The organism is Methylotuvimicrobium sp. KM2, assembly GCF_038051925.1.
Taxonomy (GTDB): Bacteria; Pseudomonadota; Gammaproteobacteria; order Methylococcales; family Methylomonadaceae; genus Methylotuvimicrobium.
In genome coordinates, this window is sequence record NZ_CP150634.1 from 4,287,486 (window position 1) to 4,308,203 (window position 20,718).

A 20,718-nucleotide genomic window follows, 5' to 3' on the forward strand; every position below is an offset into this window, starting at 1 on the left:
TAGCAGGCTTTGCGGAGGTTCGGTGACTCGCTTGACAGGACGCAGTGAATACGTCCGTGTAGGCTTGACGGCGGCTATCCCTGCCGCCGACACCTGCCAATCGAGCCACCGAACCCCCTTCCAACAGTTGTCTAAATTGTTTCATGCTCGTTCCTTAGCTCATTTTTACTTATGGCTATTGCTGTATTTATCGGGCGCCATGACCGCAAACGCGGCCAACATTGAAATCGAACTCGATTCGCCGCGCAATTACGGCTACAGCCTTGGCGACAAAATCACCCTGACGGCCCATATCGGGGTACCGTTATTCTATACACTGGAATCTGGCTTTCTGCCGGCCCCTGGCCCGGTCAACGAATGGCTTAGGCTTGATAGTATCGAATCAATACCAAACAAATCAGGAAAAGACTACTCGCTTGCGATCACCTATCAGGTTTTCAAGAGCGTACGCGCCACCGAGGAACTGACGATCCCGCCATTGCCGATTCGCTTCATGCACCGAGGCAATCCTGAAATTGAAACGCTTCCGCCTTGGACTTTCAGTTATCATCCGCTGATTCCAATAAACAAAGCGGACCGCGACATCGAGCCTAAACCGGAAGTGCCGCCGCGCCTGATCGATGCGACTTCGCACCACCGCGCCTTGACTTATTTGCTCGGGGTATCTTCGATTATATTGCTCTATATCGTGTGGTTTTACGGCAAAATCCCGTTTCTCGAACGTTACAGCGGCTCATTCGGCAAAGCCTGCCGGGAACTCAAAAAACTCAAAAAGTTGCCGCAATCGAAGGCCGTGACCTTACAGGCCCTGCAATGCTTTCATCATGCCTTGAACGAACTGGCAGGCGAAACACTCTTTGCCGGACAATTGCCGGACTTTTTTCAAAGTCATCCGAAGTTTTTAACGCTTCGAGAAAAGACCGAAGCTTTATTCGCCATTTCGCAGCAACTCTTCTTTGCCGAAGCCGCTAGCGAATTACCGGCAATAAGTCCGGCTCAAATCGAGAAACTGTGCTTGCTATACCGGAAGCTCGAAAGGAGCGGTCGATGGATTTAGCGCTAAGTCATCCCTGGGTACTGCTGTTTTCACCACTGGCCTTACTGCCGTTTTTCGGCAAGCATCTAACCGCGCTGCGTTACTCAAGCCTGTCGGTATTGCCGTTCGACCCTTTGTCATTTTTGTTGTTTACGCTATTGAAGTTGATCGGCGCCGGCGTCATTCTGTTGTTGCTGATCGCGCTGGCAGGCCCCTATCTCAAGGAGCAAACCGTACAACGACTCGGCCAGGGCGCCGAAATCGTCATCCTGCTCGACCGAAGCGCAAGCATGAACGAAAATTTCGCCGGCCGTTATTTCGGCGGCGCGGCAAAAGAAAGCAAGATCGCGATTGCCCGAGACTTACTCAGAGATTTCATTACACGCAGAAAAGACGATTTTTTCGGCATGATTTCGTTCAGTACCGCACCGATTCATGTCATGCCGTTGACCCAAAACAAAACCGCGATTCTAGCCGCGATCGACGCGACCCGATCGCGCGGACGGGGCGTCACCAATATCGCGCCGGGCCTCGCGATGGCACTGGATTATTTTCAGGAACGTCCATTGACCGGATCGCGCGTCATTTTACTGGTATCCGACGGTGCAGCGCGCATCGATCCCGAAACACAAAGCACGCTCGCTCAACTGTTTCATCAATACAAAGTGATGTTGTATTGGGTCTATCTGCGAGACGATAGAAGCCTCCCCCTCGATAGCAAGCCGGCTAATGCAAACGAAACAACCTCGCCGGAATATTTTCTGCATCAGTTTTTCCAAAGCATCGGCATTCCGTATAAAGCTTTCGAAGCCCAAAACCCGGAAGCGCTTCAGAATGTGATCGACGAAATCGGACGACTGGAAAACAAGCCGATTCAATACACCGAAAAGATAGCCCGGCAAAGCCTTGCAGAGTATTGTTATCTCATCGCGATTACCGGCATTTTATTGTTACTCATCGCCCGCTATTTCGAGCTGAAATCCGAACAGCATCTATCGGAATCGAAAGAATGGCTCGGTCGAAAATGATGGTAAGAAATAATGGTAAGCAACAGGTTCCGATATGCTTGATGATAAACCGCTAAAACGCACTCGCATCCATGAAGAAAGCCCTACCTCGGCTTGGCGGCAAACCTTGAACCGGATTATTTTCGGCGCTGAAACCAAAGCAGCTAAAGCTTTCGACGTTGTTTTGATCATCATGATCTTGCTCAGCATCGTCACGGTTATGCTCGACAGCGTCGAAGTAATCCGTAATCAGTATCGGCAACTGCTCTATTTATCGGAATGGTTTTTTACGCTGTTATTCACGCTCGAATATATTTTACGCCTACTTTCGGTACGCCGCCCCTTGCTGTATGCCCGTAGTTTTTTCGGCTTCGTCGATCTGCTCTCGATCCTACCGACTTATTTGGGCCTGTTGATTCCCGGCGTCGGATATATGCTGACATTGCGAATCTTACGATTGCTGCGCATATTCAGAGTATTGAAGTTATCCGAATACATGCGCGAAGCCAATGTTTTATTGATTGCACTAAACAACAGCTTCAAAAAAATCGCGGTATTTTTGTACACTGTATTGACGCTGGTTGTGGTATTCGGCGCACTAATGTATATCGTCGAAGGCAGCGAAGCCGGTTTCACGAGTATTCCCAAATCTGTCTACTGGACCATCGTCACGATCACCACAGTCGGTTATGGCGACATTTCGCCACAAACCGCATTAGGACAATTACTCGCCTCGACTATCATGATCATGGGCTACGGAATCATCGCCGTGCCGACCGGCATTTACAGCGCGGAACTGATGAAAAGCCAAAAGCAAAACCGAATAGACAACCGACCTTGCCCCGATTGCGGCGCGACCGGCCACGACTTCGACGCTGGTTATTGTAAATATTGCGGGCACCGGTTAGATGAAAATGAGTGAGATCCTAAGCTATTGTTCAATGTCTAACTAACCTTGGATAACAACGTTCGTCAATAGATGGATAAGGAGATTAAGGATATTTTCAATTTGAATTGTGAAGAAGGTGATCGATTAAGCGCTAACGACGCAGAAATGGGGGCATAATCGGCATTGAGCGCCAGGCGAAGCGTGCCCAGCAAGCAGAATCGCCCATTGATCCAGCCGGGCCGCCCTTTATCGAGTGACACGATGCGCGTAGCTTACCATCCGTTTGGGTTGATGCTGCCTCCTTGAGGAGGTTGAAAAATAGCATCGCGTAACGGGCGTATGCAGTACAGGTGCTGCAGGCCTAACAGTAGCAAGGGAATGTCGTCTCATGAAGTGACATCAATAACGATGTCGGCAATGTCGATTTTGACCAATGCACAACTGGGGTGATAAGACGTTTCTCATGGGCTTGTGTCCAACGAAGTTTTAACAAAATAGGGCGGCGATTGAGGTTAATGGCTGGCTAAACTTTAAAACGCGAAAAATAATAACATTAACTATCAACCGGTTAATTAAAACAGCATTTTTCACGCCAATTAGATCACCGCCGCTAATCTTTGCACGCTTATTTTAGTTTAACTTGTTGTTTTATATTAGCATTTAAATTACCGTTCGAGCACTAAATAGCGGCTAGCTTTCCCATGCGACGAAATACTTAAATATTTAATTGCACGGGTAGCTGCAACATAAAATAACGCTTTTTCGCTTTGATTCCTCAGAGTAGTTTCTGTTAAACCCTTTGTGACTGTTCCTAAATTTAGTGGAACGATGCCATCGTTGATAGCAACCATAAATACGGCTTTAAATTCCAAGCCTTTTACTCGGTGCATAGTAGCCAAACGAATTCCGGGTAGATTTCTGTTGTCTGGGGCTTGTCTGGATAATTTTCGGATTTCGATACCCATCGATTGAAGCTGCAATTGGAATTCATCTAGGAGGTGATTGGTTCTTGCAACCAGACAAATATCTTGTGACAGCATTCCGCTTGAAATCAACGACTCGATTTTTTCGCCAATCCATTTGGATTCATCGCTTATCGAACTGAAGTGATGTACATCAGGATAATCTCCGTGCATCAGGGAACGATAATCCATCAACGAATCCAGAGAGTCATCCATGTCATCAATCGGAATCCCTTCTAATATCCGCGTCGCAAAGCGCCGAATTTCCTCGGTAGTCCGGTAATTGATTCTCAGTTTTTTACCTCTTCCACGGATATTGATACCGCATTGACTTAAAGCAGCCTTTTTATGGTAAATCCGCTGGTGGCCATCGCCGACAATAAACAGATCGTCTTCATTTTCGGGTACTAAACGACGCAATAACACCAGCATTTCAGGCCCGAAGTCTTGTCCTTCGTCCACCACAATTGAACGATAACGTTTGATATGGCTACCCGAGTCAAGCATGGAGATGATGTCAAAAGCGGCATCTTCGATAGTCGTCAACTTTCGTTGCGTCAATTGGATGCGCATTTCCTCAAACACAGGCCAACTATCAGCACGCTGCTTTCTGGTTAGCGGCACACCACGCCCAATGCGACTGGCGGTTAAATACGCATGCCTAGTGCGAATCGATTGCGGAAGAATCACGCGTTCCCATTCCTCCCGAAAAAAACTAGCAGTTAATCCTAAACTTGGGTTAATAAGTCCTTCAGCCAAAGACCAACATTGTTCATATTCGCTATCCTTGCCATTGGGATAAACAACACGTAAGTTGTATTCCAAACGCTTTAGACAATTTACAACCCAGGCATCGATATGTTGCACATCAATTCGTTGAAATTCTTGAGTTGAGCAAATTTTCCGTAAATTCTCTTGAATATCGACAGCTAGATTACTGGTAAACGTTGTAAATAGGATGCGTTCACTCGGACCAGTCTGTTGGCTAGCCAGCCATTTTGCACGGTGCATGGCGACGACCGTTTTACCCGTACCGGCACCGCCGAGAACACGAACAGGACCTGACCAATGTCGCGCGATCAATCGACGCTGTGAAGGATGCAAAAACACCCGCCATCTCTCCAATGGCGCTTCCAGCATCTCTAATAACTCCATTTCATCGCCAACCACGTAAAAACGACGGCGAGATGCATCTTGATTGAGGGCTTCGGCAAAATCTTCGGTATTCACGTCTTTGGTCGCCGTCTTTGAGGCGTAATCGAGTAATACGTCGTCTAGCGGTGTGCCAGCTGCGAGTAAATAAAGCGCCTCAAACGCTTCAATCGGCAGCGTTTTTTCTATCGATTCCAAGTCTTCTACACAAGTCAGATCCTTGATTCGCGGTAAATCTTCAGCGGGGACGCCTAGACTCAACAACGTGTCGTCCGACAAATTAAATAACCGAGGTGTTGTGTTTTCGGCAGCTGGAACTTGACTGCGTTCAATTTCCGGTTGATCGCTTTGTACAATTTCGACCAACTGCAAAGTCCCCGTCTGCGGATGAATATGACAGCGATGGGAACGAGCCCAGTCATAAGCATCATCATGTTTGTCGACCCACAGCAAAATATAAACATTGCCTTGGGCAGGTTTCAGGATAATGCCTCGATAATCTTGGTCGATGCGAACTGAACGGAAATTTTGATCGCGCGCATCGTTAATTTTTTCGTAATTGATGCCGCTGGACATGGGGTTGTAGCGAAACTTCGCGACAAACTCCATCACCTTTTTTTGTTTTGCTTTTGGGATCTGGGCAAACGATTCCAGAAATCCGTCACCAATAGCTATTTTCAAATTTTCCATTCATTACTCCTGCTTTGGCAGCAATTGCATCAATTCATCCAGCCAATCAGCTTGATGGACACTGATCAATTTCCAATTGGGTATTTCGGCAAATGTATCAGGCGTCTCCAGCATGATGGCTAGCATGGCATCCGGCCAAGCCAATTCTGCCGTTGCGACTACCTGACCGTTTGCGACAAGATCAAATCCAACTTCCGGACAGCTAATACCTGCATTTATCAGGGATTCCAACGCAAATCGATCAATTTCGCACAGCTCGAATATCTCGGTCCAAGGATTGTCGGATGCTGCCGAGGATACCGATTGAATCTCGTGCGGTTTCGATGGCCATCCTTGCAACAAATTTTCATACACTTGTTCTAATACACCCCCTCGCGTTGCAACGGTAAAGCGCGGAGCAAATTGCAACACATTGACCGCATGCCAAAAGCCTCGCCAGATTTTTTCAAACACCTTGATTTGCTCGGCACCGGTTTCATCCAGAACAACAGCGACAGACATTTCGGTTAAAAGTCGCTCTCGGGAGGTTAAACCCGCAACTGGCAAGAATACGGCTATATCGACCGGTGCCGCACTGGTTTCAAGTCCTTCTAACAATCCACCAAACGCGAGGGGCTCGTCGAGATTTTGCATCCAATGCCAAATGGTGGTCGGTATTAGTGCCTTCAGAGCGAACTGTGGCTCTTGCCAAATCGGGGCCTTTAATGAAGGCAAGCTTAGCCAGCTGATGGCGTTGCACAAAGAAGCTTGCTTTAGTCGTTCACGGTTTGACACAGGATCTTTTAAATAATCCAGTAACAGCTTGAAAGGGCCTGATACCAAGCTACTTTCAAGATTGGCGTTCGATTGCCAACCAAAACGCTCTGCTAATTTGTCATATTGAGTAAGCATGGCCGGTTGGCGGTTCTTCAATAAATAGTCCGACATGACCGAGTTGGGTTGCTGGCCTATCTCAGGAATATCTTGCCATCCTAAACTCCAAACCCTTCGGCCAGATCGCATGACTGCCAAACGTTTACGAGTGTCATCGGTTTGAATGCCAAAATGGGGGCCAAAGCCATCCAGATACAGAGCCCATTCCCCTAACTCTTTAAGGTCGCCTTCCCGAACTGGTCGTAACATAAAATCCGGAATGGTTTGTAGAGTCACGTTTTGGGTGGGGCCCAATTTGACTTGTGGCTCCAGTTCCCAAACGCGCGTATTTCCAGATGAGTCGCTGACGTTGATCCAGTAGCCGGGTTTGCCGTTCACGGTTTTTTTGGTCATATCCGTAAAACGAGCCAAGGCTGACACGAATAAGGCCTCCAAGGGACTACCCAGAGCGCTGTTTATGTCGATGTCACTCAATTTGGCAACCGATTGCAATTGACCCTGCAAATCCAAAATTTGTTTGAGTAACGTTAAGGCAACTTTTCGCGAAATGGCCGACCTATTGCGGCTATCCCGATAAGCCAGAATACAGCGATAGCATCCGTCTTGATCAGAGTGTTCAGCACAGGAACAGCTTTCCAGTAAATCGTAAGCCTGTTGCAACAGCCCCATCAAATTCTCGGGTGTGCGCATCAATTCTTTCAGATATCCCGTTCCCCCAGGTACGCGGTCATAAATCACCAAATACTGCCGAGTGGCGTGACCATCCGAAGCGGACTCAGACATTTCTGTAATTTCCAGATGCTGAACATTACCCTTGAAATACTGGCGCAAACCCATATTCAGCGCAGCAACAAAAGACATTTTCCGCGTTTCCGACTGCGCGACATCCGCCAACGGCAGCAAGATACGAATCGCTTCGGAATTCAGTTCGCGGTAAAGATATAAACTGGTTAACCAATCCTCATCAGTCGATTCAACCCCTGGTTTGGACAATGGGCAATCTAATGTATGCGCGTATTGACCCTTGCGGAGCCGATGACGGCGAACCATGCCACAATGCCGACAAATCTCGAAGCCTTTACGCGCATCGCTTCTGCCGGCAACATGAAAAGTCTCTGCCGTATCGCCTGGCTCACCAAAGTTGATTTCTCTGAAACGGGCATTGCGCAAATACTCAAAACCAAACGGTAATTCCTCGCTGGCCAAGCGATAGCCACCTTGCTGGGATTCAGGTGGCACATCAACCAATAATTGCCTTTGGTAAAACTTGGGCTCGCGTTGATCACTGTCATCGCCAATTCGATCGTTGCGAGAGTCTGCTCTGGCGTAAACCTGGCGTAATTTCAACAGCGTGCGTTTTTGTCCGGTGTCTGCCCATTGCCCATTACCGCAACGAGGGCAGACACTATGCGGATCACCGCTTTCATCAATGTTTTCGTTGTAATGACAAGCAGGACATAGGCGCCAATTTTGCGGTTTGGATAGCCTTAAATCCACTTGCTCGATATTGAGTTGATGTTCGGCGGCATAAAACCTGGCCTCCGGCACCAATTCCCCCAATGCGGCTTGCGCGGATCGTTGGAAGGAAAAGCTCAACGCTTCGTAGCGTTTGCCCTCATTGCCTTCATCGCGAACTTCTTTGCGGCGCAGAATCACGGAATTAAGCGTCACGCCTTCTTCAGGGAAGGCATAATTCGGCAACAAGCCCTCGTCGGTAAAAAAATTTAAGGTTAATCGCCGATTGATGCTGCCAATCAAAGCCAGCAATGCCTGTCGCTCGCTCTTGGAATCGGCCAATAATTGATCGCGGGCTTCATCGGTCGGTTGGGCTTCTAATTGAGTGATACGCTTTTTGAGTTCATCGGCTCGGCTTCTAACCGACTGGCGAGTTTGCGACAACTCATTGAGTCTATTTAAAATTCGCCAACCCAATGTTCCTTCGGTTTTACTGCCCAGTAAAAATTGTTCGATGTGGTGAATACCATCGGCGTCCAAATCCGGAAACAGTGCCAAAAAACGTTCGATGATTGCCAAGCCGTGATCATCGACGTAGTGCAGCAAATTATGCGGAAAGCCTTCCAACCTGCCTGATTCGACCGTATCCAGCACGGCTTGCAAAGTGCCGGGAATCGCGGCAGCATCGATACCGGTTGCCACCCAGCGGTCAAAGTAAAATGCAATGAGCTGTCTTTCCAAAACCGCCATCGCCTTCAGAAAAACACCGGGTGGCGTGATTTGACCCGCCATCATCTCTTTTGGACTACTGTAAAAATACAGGTCGTGCTGATGTCCGGTCGCGATGGTTACCGCCAATGCGTTACCATCACGGCGACCGGCCCGGCCAATTCGTTGCAAATAATTCGCTTGAGCAGGAGGCACCGAGCAAAGCAGGACCGTCGACAAATCACCGATGTTGATCCCCATCTCCAGTGTTGGTGTGGCTGACAGCAGGTTGATATCCCAAGTATCGGCACCCTCGATAAATGAGGTTTCAATGGCATGGCGTTTCTGACCATCCAACAGCCCGGTATGCTCACTCGGCACCAAACGCCGCGGCCATGCACGATAATGTCCGGAGCGGGATGACATGGGCGCAGCCTGATAATGACCGAAGCAACCTTGGCGCAGGCATTTCATACCAATCAGCCAATGCAATTGTTGATTCGGCGCCGATAACCGATGCTGGCAATCCTTACAGGCCACTTCCAGCACTTGTGTGGTAACTTGCCAATACGTTGGGATCAATCCCCACACGGTTTGTTGTCGTACAGACAGGGCTTGCACCCAACCCTCTTTTTCCAGAGCGTCTAACGTGATCGTAAACGCTTGTTGGTATTCAGCAGATACCAAAGGCTGATCGGCCGCCAAACATTTGTTAAACCAATCGCGATACCAGGCGCTTGGCTGCATCAAGTTGTCGAAGTTATTGGAAACCTGATCCATGCTGAGCATGGCGGGCGGGCGATTACTAAAACCATAGCCCGGCATAAAGGGAAGACGTGTGAGTAGAAACTCTTTCCCTCCCTCTCTGACGTAAGTTTCGAGCTCCTTGGTGTAGAAGGCGCCTTTTTGGCGGAGTCTCGTCAAAAATCCCAATAAAAAATACTGCACATCAGAAACGCTGACTTCCGTTAGCATACCGAGTTCTTCACGAAGCCGGCGGGTTAAGCGTTCACCGCTGGCAACCAGCCGTTCTCCGTCGGGCAGCACGGTAGCCACCACCGAACGTTCAAGCGTTCTTCCGACTCGGCTACGCAAGCCAAATTCCGTCATGACTTCCCAGGACAATCGTTTTGCTACCAAATTGACCACATCGCTACCCGGCGGGATTTTGCCTTGCGCTTTCAAGGCCTGGTAGCCTTGCAACCATTCCATATTCGGCGCAATGAAGGTGCCGACAAAAGCGGCTTCGCTGCCCGATTGTTGCAACCAGAAATTGGGAAACTCTTGCGCTAAACGCGGTAAGGATAAACCTTCACCTTGTCGCCGAATGAAGTGGGCTAAGGCATTGCGTAACGTCTGCGAATAGGTACGAGCGCCAAAAAAGCCCGCTCTATGCGCGGCATCTTGCACCGAGTCGGAAAAAGCAATCAGCTTGTAATCGTCGTTGAATGACGAACCCAACAATTCGCCAATCAATACACTGGAAAGACTAGCGGCCCTCGAGCCGATGATCGACAGCGATTCATGCCCGCTGCAACAAGGACAATCGGCCGAAACGATGGTTCTATTGATGCCACCACGCTGAACCTGCTTACGAATCTCAGGCATCCAGACTGCGATCCGATGTCCCTGGCAACCGCTACAAGTATCGCTGCCTTTCAAAGGGGATAACTGATGACAGCTCGTACACAGCCAGCGTTTTTCACCCTCTGGAGCCTTTCGTTCGGGTTCAAGCGGAAACAACAACGAGGCATCCGGTTTTTGTCCAAACCAAGACTGATAAAAAGCTTGTAAGTCAGGCCTAATGCGCTGTTCGCCTTCCGCTACCACCGCCCCCCAAGTGACAGCATGACATTCGCGGCAATGCAGTAACGGCAGGTGCAAGGGATCAGCCAAATCGCGCAGATCGTCGGCATGGGTTAATTTAGATGGATAGGCGACACTCGCTACCATGCGTCGCAATTCCCGTAACCAAAGTTGCACACGCACTTGTAAAAATGGGTCAACATCCTCTCGGGTTACAGAAGCCTGCAAGGACGATGTTTCTGGGTTTTTCCAACGCCTGGCCGCTGAAATCAAGGCGATCAAACTATCGATCAGAATTTCAGCCGCTGTGATGTCTGGCAAGCGTAAACGTTGCCGCCATAATTCAGCGAGTTCGCCAGCGTCACATAACACATGGGTTTGTCGCAGCAGTTCGTGAAAGGCGGTTAAGCGCAGCAATTGTTCACCCAACTGCACCGAAGCCTTGAGCCGATTGGCTTCATCCGGTGAATCTAACGCTAAAGTTTGACCTAACCAAAATTCCGCCGCCCGACGCAGATAAACCCCAGATTCCGATTCGCCAGGACGCAATTCCATCAGGGCTTCGACCGGCCAACGGGAAATCGGCTCAACACTGTCAGCGTAGCGGCCCAAATATTCATCCACCGATAAGCGATCTTCCAATACGATGCCATCGTCATCGAAAGCTGTGTCGAAAACCGCTTCTGCGTATTCGCGTAACGCAGTCACTGCAGAGGCATCACCAATAGTCGCCGATGTGCCGACACAGGCCATTTCCTCGCCGATGCTTAACTTGTCGCGCAAGCGCCGAATCAAACACGCCAAATCCGTGCCTTGAGCGCCGTCGAAGGTATGCAACTCGTCAACCACCAGATAACGCAATACGCCCGACGTGTTGAACTGCCAGAGCTTTTGATCCTGCGGACGCATCAACAAGAAATCCAGCATCTTGTAGTTGGTCAGCAAGATATCCGGCGGATTCTCGCGCAAGGTGTCGCGGTGTGAAATGACCTGTTCAGGTGTCATCGCACGATTATTCGAGCCATCGTCGCCGGTGAACAAACCCACGCTCAGTTTCGGATTGAGCTTGCTGCATTCCTTGGCAAACCGCCGCGCCTGATCGGTAGCCAGCGCATTCATCGGATAAATGATGATGGCCTTGATGCCCGAGTGTCGATGAGTCAGGCAATAATCCAGAATGGGATACATGAAACACTCGGTTTTACCAGAGCCGGTACCGGTAGCCACGATGGTCGAGCGTGCGGCATTTCCCGACAGGCGTTGAAAAGCCTTCAGTTGATGTTGATAGGGCTGGAAGCCAATCACATAGCGACTAAACGGCAATGTTGTATCCGCACCTGCCGTACGGAAAGGCAATTTGACTTCCAACCAAGGGCCTTTGGACAAATTGCCATTTTCGTCCAGAAAATCGTCAATCAACGTGCGATTGGCATCTCGTCTAAATCCAGGGGTCGTGACTGGAAAAGTGGTGCGCAGGAACGTTTGTAAGCCCTCTGTGATCTGGCGGGCGACGAGGATAGGCAACATGCCGCTTAACGGATGGTTTGGGTATTTAAATTCAAAGAGGCAGTTTCACGGCGGCGATCGGCAATCAATTCATCAGCAAGGCTAATTCCGGCTGGAATATTGGCAAAACGCACCTTTAGCCGCTGACGGACACTTTCGCGTTTCTCAAGAATCAGACGGCCGTTTTCCACCTTGCCGATCAATGAAGTATCCTTGTCTACGGTAAAAGCTTGAATGAGCTCAGCTGGAATAACCAAATGGCCTTGCTGGTCAAATTGGACTTCGGCTTGCAGTATAGTTGACATTTGAGACTCCTTGAAATGTAAGAAAAAGTGGAATTGTGTATGCCGATAACAGTAGAACGGCAATCATTGTTAAGCGAAACATCCTGGCAAGAAGGCGAAATTTCGTCATTCGTAAGAAATATTCCATGTTTCCACGGCTTGTTTAGCAAGCCAGGATTGGTAGTCATTCAAGTTTTGCAAATTCCATTGCGGGTAAGAAGCAACTTTTTCCGCCAGAGGATAGCGAGAATTGATATAGGCTAATTTTTTATTAGCAAAACTCGATCGGCCCAGTTGATCTTTATCTAATAAAATGACATTACCCAAGCGGTCCTGAATATCATTAACCCCTTCGCCAAAATAGCTATCCCAATGTTCATCGGCGTTATAGGGACAAATGTGTTCCAATGTGGTTTTACTGTAGTTGGTGTTATGCCCGAGATAAGTTTCTATTTCTGCCAACAGGAAGCGTATTTTCTTTTCACTTCGCCGGCTTGGCATTTTGTGAAATTCAAACGCATTAAAAAATGCCTCATCGCTGGGATACAGTTTCTTAAATAGTTCACTGTTCTTGATATGACTGGCGCGGGTGAATTCTTGCTTATCAATCTTTATCGCCAATTGGTTGTAAGCACTTTCCTGTTCATTCGGCGAGAAATGACAAACAACATTATAACGAATGGATAATACATATAAGTATTTGACAAGTTTGATAAATTCATCGGCGGTAAATTTAAAAAAAGCGCTCATTAAAATGGTAAAGGGTTGCTTGATATTGAATAAAGCAAAGCCTTCCAGGTATTTTTTAGCGGAACGGTAATCTTGGTCTTGACTAGCCCACCATTCATCTTCCGGATTCAATAACGAAGCATATACCGGCGCATAGTCGCCTAACGAGCGTAAATAGGCATAGGCTTTCTCTGGCGTATTGGCCAATTTTCTAACCGAAGAAAATAGCTCTTTTTTTTGCGATAAACTGGCCTGAAAATTGTGATGATAACGAATGAAGTCGGTAAAATTACTTTCCCCTAACTGAGAAACAATTTCCGACCAAGTTTCGTCGAGCTCATTGAGTTCCTCATCCGGCACATTATTATTCTTGGTGACGATGGAAAAAATATAGTTTTTCAATAGATCCGGTGTAGACAGTTGTACTCCGCGTGCATTCAGTGTTTCGAACACTTTATAAGCATTTAAATCATCTTGAACCACAATTTTGGTAAAGATCATCCCTGAAGCAACGCGCTCGATAAATTCAGCAATTTCCTGGCCGCTACCACCAAATTTCTTTTCTTGAAAAAACTTAAAGCATCTATTGATTAATTTATTGGTATGCGTTTGTCCACGTCGATTAGGTGCATCGAGGTTTGCGCAGATAGATTTGAAATTAGCGCTATTATTTCGATTCAGTGAGAGTTTGCTATCGACTTTCAAGGATATGGGATTGGTTGAGCCAATGTAGCGCTGCTTCAAAACGCTTAATCGCTGGGTATTGTCATCAACTTCTTGGTTTTTATCGATCAAATTTTGAATATTTTTCATCGCGGCAAGAATCAACAAAGATAAGGTAATGAGTCGTTGTTGGCCATCAATCACTTCAAAATCGTATTGTCCTTTGCGTTGCAGCACGATATAGCCCATGTAATGGAATTGTTCTTCAGCGATGGTTTCGATATCTGCCCATAAATCCTCCCATTGCTGCCTGTCCCAAGCATAGTCACGCTGAAACCGTGGCACCTGGTATTTGATGCCGTTGCCGATGAGCTCTTGGAAACTTTGATTGGTGGGTTCCATTAACATGAAAGAAGCCATGGGGTTGCCTATCCGTTTTTAAGGTTTAACTAATAAATGACCACGTTCTAAAATCTGATCAATATGAAAATCGAATCGATCGTTCCAATAAATACGACGATTTTTGAATTTCACAGATTTGAATAAATTCAAGTCATAAAGTGGTTTATAGCAAGGGATTCTTTCCAATTCCGCTTTGACATCGAAATCGAATCATCGTCCAAATAAACGCGCACAATATAATTATCTCCTGCTTCAGCGTTTATTAATTTCATAATCCCATGGCGCATTAGTTACTTTCAGGGGCGGCATCATACTCACTAAACAACTGAGCCACCATTCGCTCCCCGCCACCTTTTCGCATAGTGTCAGCTAGTGCAGCCCGGAATTTCTCATCATTAATAGACTCGTAGGTTACATCTTTGAAAACCACGCTGATGTCAGGCGAAAAAATTTGTTCGATAGAGCCAAATGCATCAAACAAATCTTGTTCGATGATCGCCAAATAATCTTCGTCGCTTGGCTCAGTTGTGAAAATAAATTTTCTGTAGCATTCCGGTGGATTGTCTTTGACTTTTGGTAACAGTGATTTGGCTAAATCTTTAACGGAATTTATTATTTCTGCTTTGAGCTGTTTTTTAACCTTTTCTGCAAAGGCTTTGATATCCGCTTTAAAACAGGCAATCCTTTTATCGAAATCGTCCCTACGTGAGCGCATGATTACCCAGCCATATCGATTAACGCACAGCAAAAAATCATCATAGATTTTTTTACGTTCATTCTCTAAGGTCGCCTCGTCATAGTCGCGTTCGATATTGTGTTTATTTTCATCAAAGATAGGCATTGCCGATTTAGGTTCCAACTTGGGTATTTTTACTTTAATAGCTGTAGAACCTTGCAGAAGCGAAAAGCTGTTTTTAATCCGCTTTCCAAGCTCTTGATCATCACCAACCAATAAGTAATTGGGAATGGTGACTTTTTTACTTGATAACCGATAGCCCTTTACTTCCAATTCCACATATTGAATTTTAGTGTTGAATACTCTTTCAACCCTGGCGATGTCGAACCGTTTAGGGGGTATTTCTTTTAGATTGGTAAGTGTTTGTTCTATTTCAGCAGGTGTTGCTGCTTGACGACCAATCTCGGCTTCCATCGGCAATGCATTTGAACTTTCACACGCTGGGGCATTTGCGGCGCAGGCATGGGTGATTTCCGCTAAAGGATTACTGCCGATTACAATAGCGTTAGGTTTTGAAGGCGCATCAGATCCCGCTTCAATCAACTGTGGGGTCGGCGCATAAACATTCACTGCGTCATCCACAATTAATAAACCGACGCGTAATCCAGGTTGATAACGCAACTCGAGTGAATAGGACTGTGCTATTTCTTGTAATTTTTTTAATCCCTCTTCTGTCCCATAACCCAAGCGACACACCTCTGGGTCAAGATCAACAATAACGGTAATCGCTGGTAAATCGCGTTTACTGCTTTGATCACCGATTGCCAGAGCGACAGGCTCAGAAATTCCTGGCGCAACATACACCAATCGCTTCGTGCAATTTTGAATCGCGGCAACCAATGTTTCATCATTTATTACGGTGAAGGTCGTCATTAGCTTTTATCCTTTTCAAAAAACTCCCAGGCAATCCGATAGTCTTCTTCGCGGTTGGGTTTGAAGAATGGCGCGGTGTAGGTGATGGTGCGTTCGGTGGGGCCGCCGGGGAGGGTGTCGTCCAAGAAGGTTTTGGTGACTTGGCCGGATTGCATGTCGGCTATGTCTTCCCAGCCGAGGGCGATGTTTTGTTCGTGGCGGTCGTCGCTTTGGTTGCCGTAGCGGATGCCTTCGTTGAGATCGGACTTACGGGCTTTGCGCGGCAGGCCGACGCCGACCAGGCCTTTGCTGGGGGTAAAGACGATGCGGCCGTTTTGGTCGTACCAGGTATCGACTTCGTATTGGCGCATCACCGGGAATTGCACGCGGTAGATGGTGAGCAGTTCGTCCAGGGTCATGCCCAAGGCTTGCGCGACCAATACGTCGATTTCCAGTAAGGCTTGGCGGCGGGCGTAGTCGGTACGCAGGGCGCATTGGCGTTGCCACTCGGGGGTGAGATTAGCGAAGAAATCTTGCGGTAGAATTTGAGATCCGGGGTAAGAGCTATTGATCTTGATGGACCAACGTTGTTCTCGGAAAGCTGGATCCCATGTGGTTTCCCAAAGCTCAGCATAGTGCGTTGTGAGAGAGGATAATACTAGTACTCGTGATTGGAACGAGTGTGATCCAAATAAGTTTCCTGGGATCGCGTATTCTTCAAGACTCCGATGAAGATTTGTCCTTCCTGATAATTTCGTAATGAAATCATAAACAATCGAGAAACAGCATCCGACGACTGTCAATAATTTTAAGATATCCCTAAATACATATGAACGAATTCCATTAGTATGCGCGATATACTTTGGTGCTAGTGCAACAACTAAAGCTTTTTCTGCACCAATACTAATCATTGATCGGGCTACCAGTCGGTAGTAGTCCATAACTGTTTTTAACTCTGACGCATCTTCTTTAAGCCAAGAAACTTTTGGTGTCCGCGAACGATAATCACTAGCTGAACAAGCAGGAACATAATTAGTCCGGGGCAAATAGTCGTCAGGCAATGTAATTAGGTCAAGCGTGTCATAAGCTCGATGGGTATTGCACTCTTCTCGAGGTGTCTGAAAAAAAGGATTCCCAACGGAGAAGTGGGGGCCAGAAAGTATCAAGCCCCTAGCTTCATTTGGAAATGACGTATCTCGTCGGATTGTGCCATCAGTTTGAGCATTAACCTCATTCCAACAAGTTGATGGTGTAGGGAAAAACTCACCATGAAAGTCTGCTAATCGCATTGATTGAGCAGCAAACTTTTCAAGAACGCTCATCAACTGATGAGCGTGTATAGTTGGCAGCCTTCCCTCAAGAGCAGGCGTACCCACTTCATCATAAAGTTGTGAAAACAGTAATAATTCTTTCTCGGTTACATTAATGATGCGGTCAGGGTGGCCTTCGATATTCCAATCATCTTCACCATTTTTAATGCCTTGAACTGATTTATCGTGTAATGGTTCATAGCATCCGTCTATTGTATTTGGGATAAAAAGATTTGAAATGCTTTTAAAGTAAATTTGATTAGTCGCTGAGCCAAAAATATTTATACTGAACTTATTTCGATTCCCAATTGGAAATAGTGCTTTCTCATTTTGAAATTGAAAGTGTAAGCGAAGACGCCTATATAATTTATCCCTGAAAGCACCACCATTAGGGTCATCATAAACTCCTTCCGGATGCAAAAAACCGCTGATACCTTTCCCTGACCCATTCGCCCAAGCTTTTGGTAAAAAGCATTTATATAAATTTGCTTTTTGTCCAGCCAGTTCTTGATAATTACCTACTGCATTCAAAAAGTTCTGTGCCCCCTCTGATTCCTCATATTCAGATCGCCAACTTTCTTCTAATTCGGGTAATTTATGAAAAGTTTCTGCTCGTAAATCCGCCATCCGCTTAGCACTATAGCTTTTCAACACAAAACTCGGCTCGAAATCACCCAACACCGAGCCGCTGTTCCATTCCACTCTTAACCAAGGCGGATTTCCCAAAAACAAATCAAAGCCGCCATTGCCGGCAAACACATCGGCAAACGCCAAATTCCAATGAAAGAAGCGGCGTTGCAGGGCAATGTCGTCGGCGCGTTTCAGGCGTGGCGAGGCTTTGAACAGTTTGCTCAAGTTGACCACACCGAAGCGATTGACGAATTGCACAGCCTCTTGCTGCGGTTGGGTTTCGGCAAATAAATCGCTTTGCAGTTTGGCGGAACCAACGGTTTCGGTTTGTTGGCTGGTGGCGATGGTGTCGCCGAGCAGCAGTGTTTCAAGATCAAACAGCCATTCTTCGCGGCTGGGCAGATCGCCCTCGGCATGAATCGGCCAGAACCATAAGGCGCACCAGTAATCCATCACCAGTTTCAGGCGGCGGTAGGCGCTGGTGTTTTGCTGTTCTTTGGTTTCCAGTTTTTCCGTTATCACCTGATCTTTTTCATCCAGCGTTGTAGCTTTGCCGGATTGTTGGAAACCATAAATCTGATACGGATCGGTGGTTTGTTTGCGGAAATTAGCCTGGGTTCGCGCGTGTTCCTGCCACAGTTCCTCCAGCTTGACGCTGAGTTTTTCCAGGCGTTCTAATTCGGTTTTATTGAACGGCTGGATAAACGTTTTACGCCAGGTGTTGATGGCCTTGATCTGATCCGGATAAAGGGCTTTGACTTCCTTATCGCTGTAGTTGGCCATGCCGCTGTCTGGCAACAGAAAATGCCAGATTTGTCCGGGTTGGCGCAGCGTGGCCATGGGCACGGCTTTGGGCGCTTGGTTGAGCCAGCAGGCGTCATCGCTGGGTTTGCGGTTGAGCTGGTCGCTGCTGAACACTTCGCGGCGGGCGCCGATCAAGGAATTGCCGCAATACAGTTGCAAACCAAACCAGGGCACGAAGCGGTCTTTGGATAAGGCGTTGAGCCACAGCGAGACTTCGGCCAGTTCCACGGCGACCGGGTTCAAGTCGATACCGAACACGCAGTTGTCGGCCAGATACATCTTTACTTGTTGCAGTTCATCTTTGTATTGATGCTGCGGAATGCGCTCATTCAGCGCTGATTGCATCAACTCCAGGTATTTTTCCGCAAGTTGGTTGATGGCTTCGTTCAAGAACGCCGCCGAGCCCATGGCGGGCTCGCAGATTTTTAAGGTCAGCAGTTTTTCGGCGCGGGCGCGATCATCCGGCAGCGGATCGAGTTGTTCTTTGAAGAGTTCTTTCAGGGCGTATTTGACCAGGCTGCGGGTCAATACCTCCGGCGTGTAGTACGACGCGGATTTTTGCCGGTCGCGGCCAGCTAGGCGGTAGATGAAGCTGCCTTTTTTATGTAAGCGCAGCATTTTCTCGCCGCGCTCGTTACGGTCATACACCCGTTCGTTGTCGTCGTATTCGTCCAGGGCTTCGCGGGTAACGAAGTAGCCGGTGTCGAGTGCGTTCGGTTCGGTATCGGCTTTTTTGACTTCGTATAAATCGTCCTGCGCAAAGAAGCCGCGATAGGACAATAAGGCCTCGTACACCGCGCCCAATTGGTTGATGCCGAGCTGGGCATAGGAAATGCGCCCACGGCGGCGTTTGCCTTTGGCCGGGCGGCTGAGCGACATCAGTTGGATGATGCGTTGCAGAATGTGGTTGGGGAATTGGACTTTATCCAATAACGCAGTGCGGCTGGCATCGAACAAATGCGACTTCAAGGCCGCCATTTGGAAGGCATCGCGGCCGGATTGTTGATTAATGAGATGGAGATCATCTTGGCGAGTATCAGCTGTTCCATCCGATACAAGTCGGAACAACATTTGTATCGAGTGATGCAGATAATGGCCGTTGCGTTCGGCTTCGCTGGTCAGCGGCATCAGCTCCAAGTCTCGCAAGGCTTCCAGGGAATAGCCTTTGAGATAGACATCGGAATCGACCGGTGCATAGCCCAAGTCCGGACGGGCTTCGATGTAAAACAAAAACAGCAGACGGTACATATAGCGCAGGCATTGCAAGGACAGTTCGCCGGGATCGAGCGCGTCCTTGCCGGTGAATATGCCTTTTTTGTCGGCGCGGGCTTGTTCGATCAGCTGTTGCGCGGCTTCGTTGCCGAGTGATTCGATACATTCGCGCAGGGCGTATTTCAGATCTTCCGAGACGCCATAGGCATGTTTATGGGCGTTTTCGTCCAGGGTATCGAGTAGGCTTTGGCCTTGGGCGTCGAGCAGGGATTGTTTATGCAGCAATACAGAGACAGCCTTGAGGGTGTCGGTTTCGCGGCGGCTGAACAGTTCTTTCCAGTCGAATCTCAGCAAGCGATGTTGGGCAAATTTGGCGCGATCCAATAACAGCCATTGATACGGGCTGACCAGCAGCACCCAGCGCGGCGGACGCGGTTGGGTAAACACGGTGCTGGACAACAGCTTTTGCCAATCCGGGGCATCGGCGGCTGTGATTGCTTTAGCGACGGGGATATTGCTGAGACTGGTGAGTTGACCAGCATGCAGACGCAGGCTTAATGGGTCGGCGTCAAGTTCATCGCCTTCATCTAAGGCTTGAGCTTCCAATACCCATAACAAGGGTTCGTCTTGTGGGGTCCGTAATTCACCGAGTAAAGGTAATTCCCAGTCGTCATTGCCGCTGATAGGTTGACGGGTAGGTTGATAGGGCAAGTCGAAAATTTGCAGAAGTTGGCGAATGACTGCGCGGCCTTTGGAAACTCGTTCACTGGGTGGCTGTGGGCGTTGCAGGGTGTCGAGTTGGTTGAGTGCTTCCCGCCAAATGCTGTTTAGCCGGGTATGGGGCGCGCGATACTCCGGTTCTTTTTGATTATGGGCGCGGGCGGTTTCACGGGCTTGGCTTTCTTGCTCCGCCCAGGCTTCCAATACGCCGCGCACGTCGCCGGAAAAGATTTCCGACAGATAATGCTGGCTGTAAAACTCGTTTTCGTTGCTGATGCCGATCCAGTTCACG

The 20,718-nt window shown here is 48.1% G+C and carries 9 protein-coding genes; 3 read left to right on the plus strand and 6 right to left on the minus strand.

Annotation, left to right across the window (positions count from 1 at the left end):
* The first annotated feature begins 22 nt into the window (after positions 1 to 22).
* The 3 genes from WJM45_RS18110 to WJM45_RS18120 are packed head-to-tail and all read left to right on the plus strand — an operon-like array spanning position 23 to position 2,965.
* On the plus strand, positions 23 to 1,057 hold the full coding sequence (locus WJM45_RS18110) for a hypothetical protein (RefSeq protein WP_341326434.1): 1,035 nt from the start codon (positions 23 to 25) through the stop codon (positions 1,055 to 1,057).
* Positions 1,048 to 2,064 carry a vWA domain-containing protein gene (locus WJM45_RS18115; RefSeq protein WP_341326435.1) on the plus strand — a complete coding sequence of 339 codons (1,017 nt, stop codon included), beginning with the start codon at positions 1,048 to 1,050 and terminating at the stop codon, positions 2,062 to 2,064. The genes WJM45_RS18110 and WJM45_RS18115 overlap by 10 nt, the downstream gene beginning before the upstream one ends.
* Positions 2,065 to 2,098: 34 nt before the next feature.
* Positions 2,099 to 2,965 carry an ion transporter gene (locus WJM45_RS18120; protein ID WP_341326436.1) on the plus strand — a complete coding sequence of 289 codons (867 nt, stop codon included), beginning with the start codon at positions 2,099 to 2,101 and terminating at the stop codon, positions 2,963 to 2,965.
* A 632-nt stretch (positions 2,966 to 3,597) separates the two neighbouring features.
* On the opposite strand, the gene WJM45_RS18125 is transcribed toward WJM45_RS18120, so the two are convergent.
* The 6 genes from WJM45_RS18125 to WJM45_RS18150 form a co-directional block, all read right to left on the minus strand.
* A complete protein-coding gene (locus WJM45_RS18125) occupies positions 3,598 to 5,736 on the minus strand; it encodes a 3'-5' exonuclease (protein ID WP_341326437.1) in 2,139 nt (712 codons plus the stop codon).
* 3 nt (positions 5,737 to 5,739) lie between these two features.
* Positions 5,740 to 12,105 carry a DEAD/DEAH box helicase gene (locus tag WJM45_RS18130; protein WP_341326438.1) on the minus strand — a complete coding sequence of 2,122 codons (6,366 nt, stop codon included), beginning with the start codon at positions 12,103 to 12,105 and terminating at the stop codon, positions 5,740 to 5,742.
* 5 nt (positions 12,106 to 12,110) lie between these two features.
* Complete coding sequence (locus tag WJM45_RS18135; protein ID WP_341326439.1) at positions 12,111 to 12,389, minus strand: AbrB family transcriptional regulator; 279 nt, start codon at positions 12,387 to 12,389, stop codon at positions 12,111 to 12,113.
* A gap of 105 nt (positions 12,390 to 12,494) precedes the next feature.
* Positions 12,495 to 14,180: a DUF262 domain-containing HNH endonuclease family protein gene (locus tag WJM45_RS18140; protein WP_341326440.1), complete on the minus strand. Its 1,686-nt coding sequence runs from the start codon at positions 14,178 to 14,180 to the stop codon at positions 12,495 to 12,497.
* Between the two features lie 268 nt (positions 14,181 to 14,448).
* Positions 14,449 to 15,771, minus strand: coding sequence for a hypothetical protein (locus WJM45_RS18145; protein WP_341326441.1), 1,323 nt, complete (start codon positions 15,769 to 15,771; stop codon positions 14,449 to 14,451).
* Positions 15,771 to 20,717, minus strand: coding sequence for a hypothetical protein (locus WJM45_RS18150; protein WP_341326442.1), 4,947 nt, complete (start codon positions 20,715 to 20,717; stop codon positions 15,771 to 15,773). The genes WJM45_RS18145 and WJM45_RS18150 overlap by 1 nt, the downstream gene beginning before the upstream one ends.
* Between the last annotated feature and the right edge of the window lies 1 nt (position 20,718).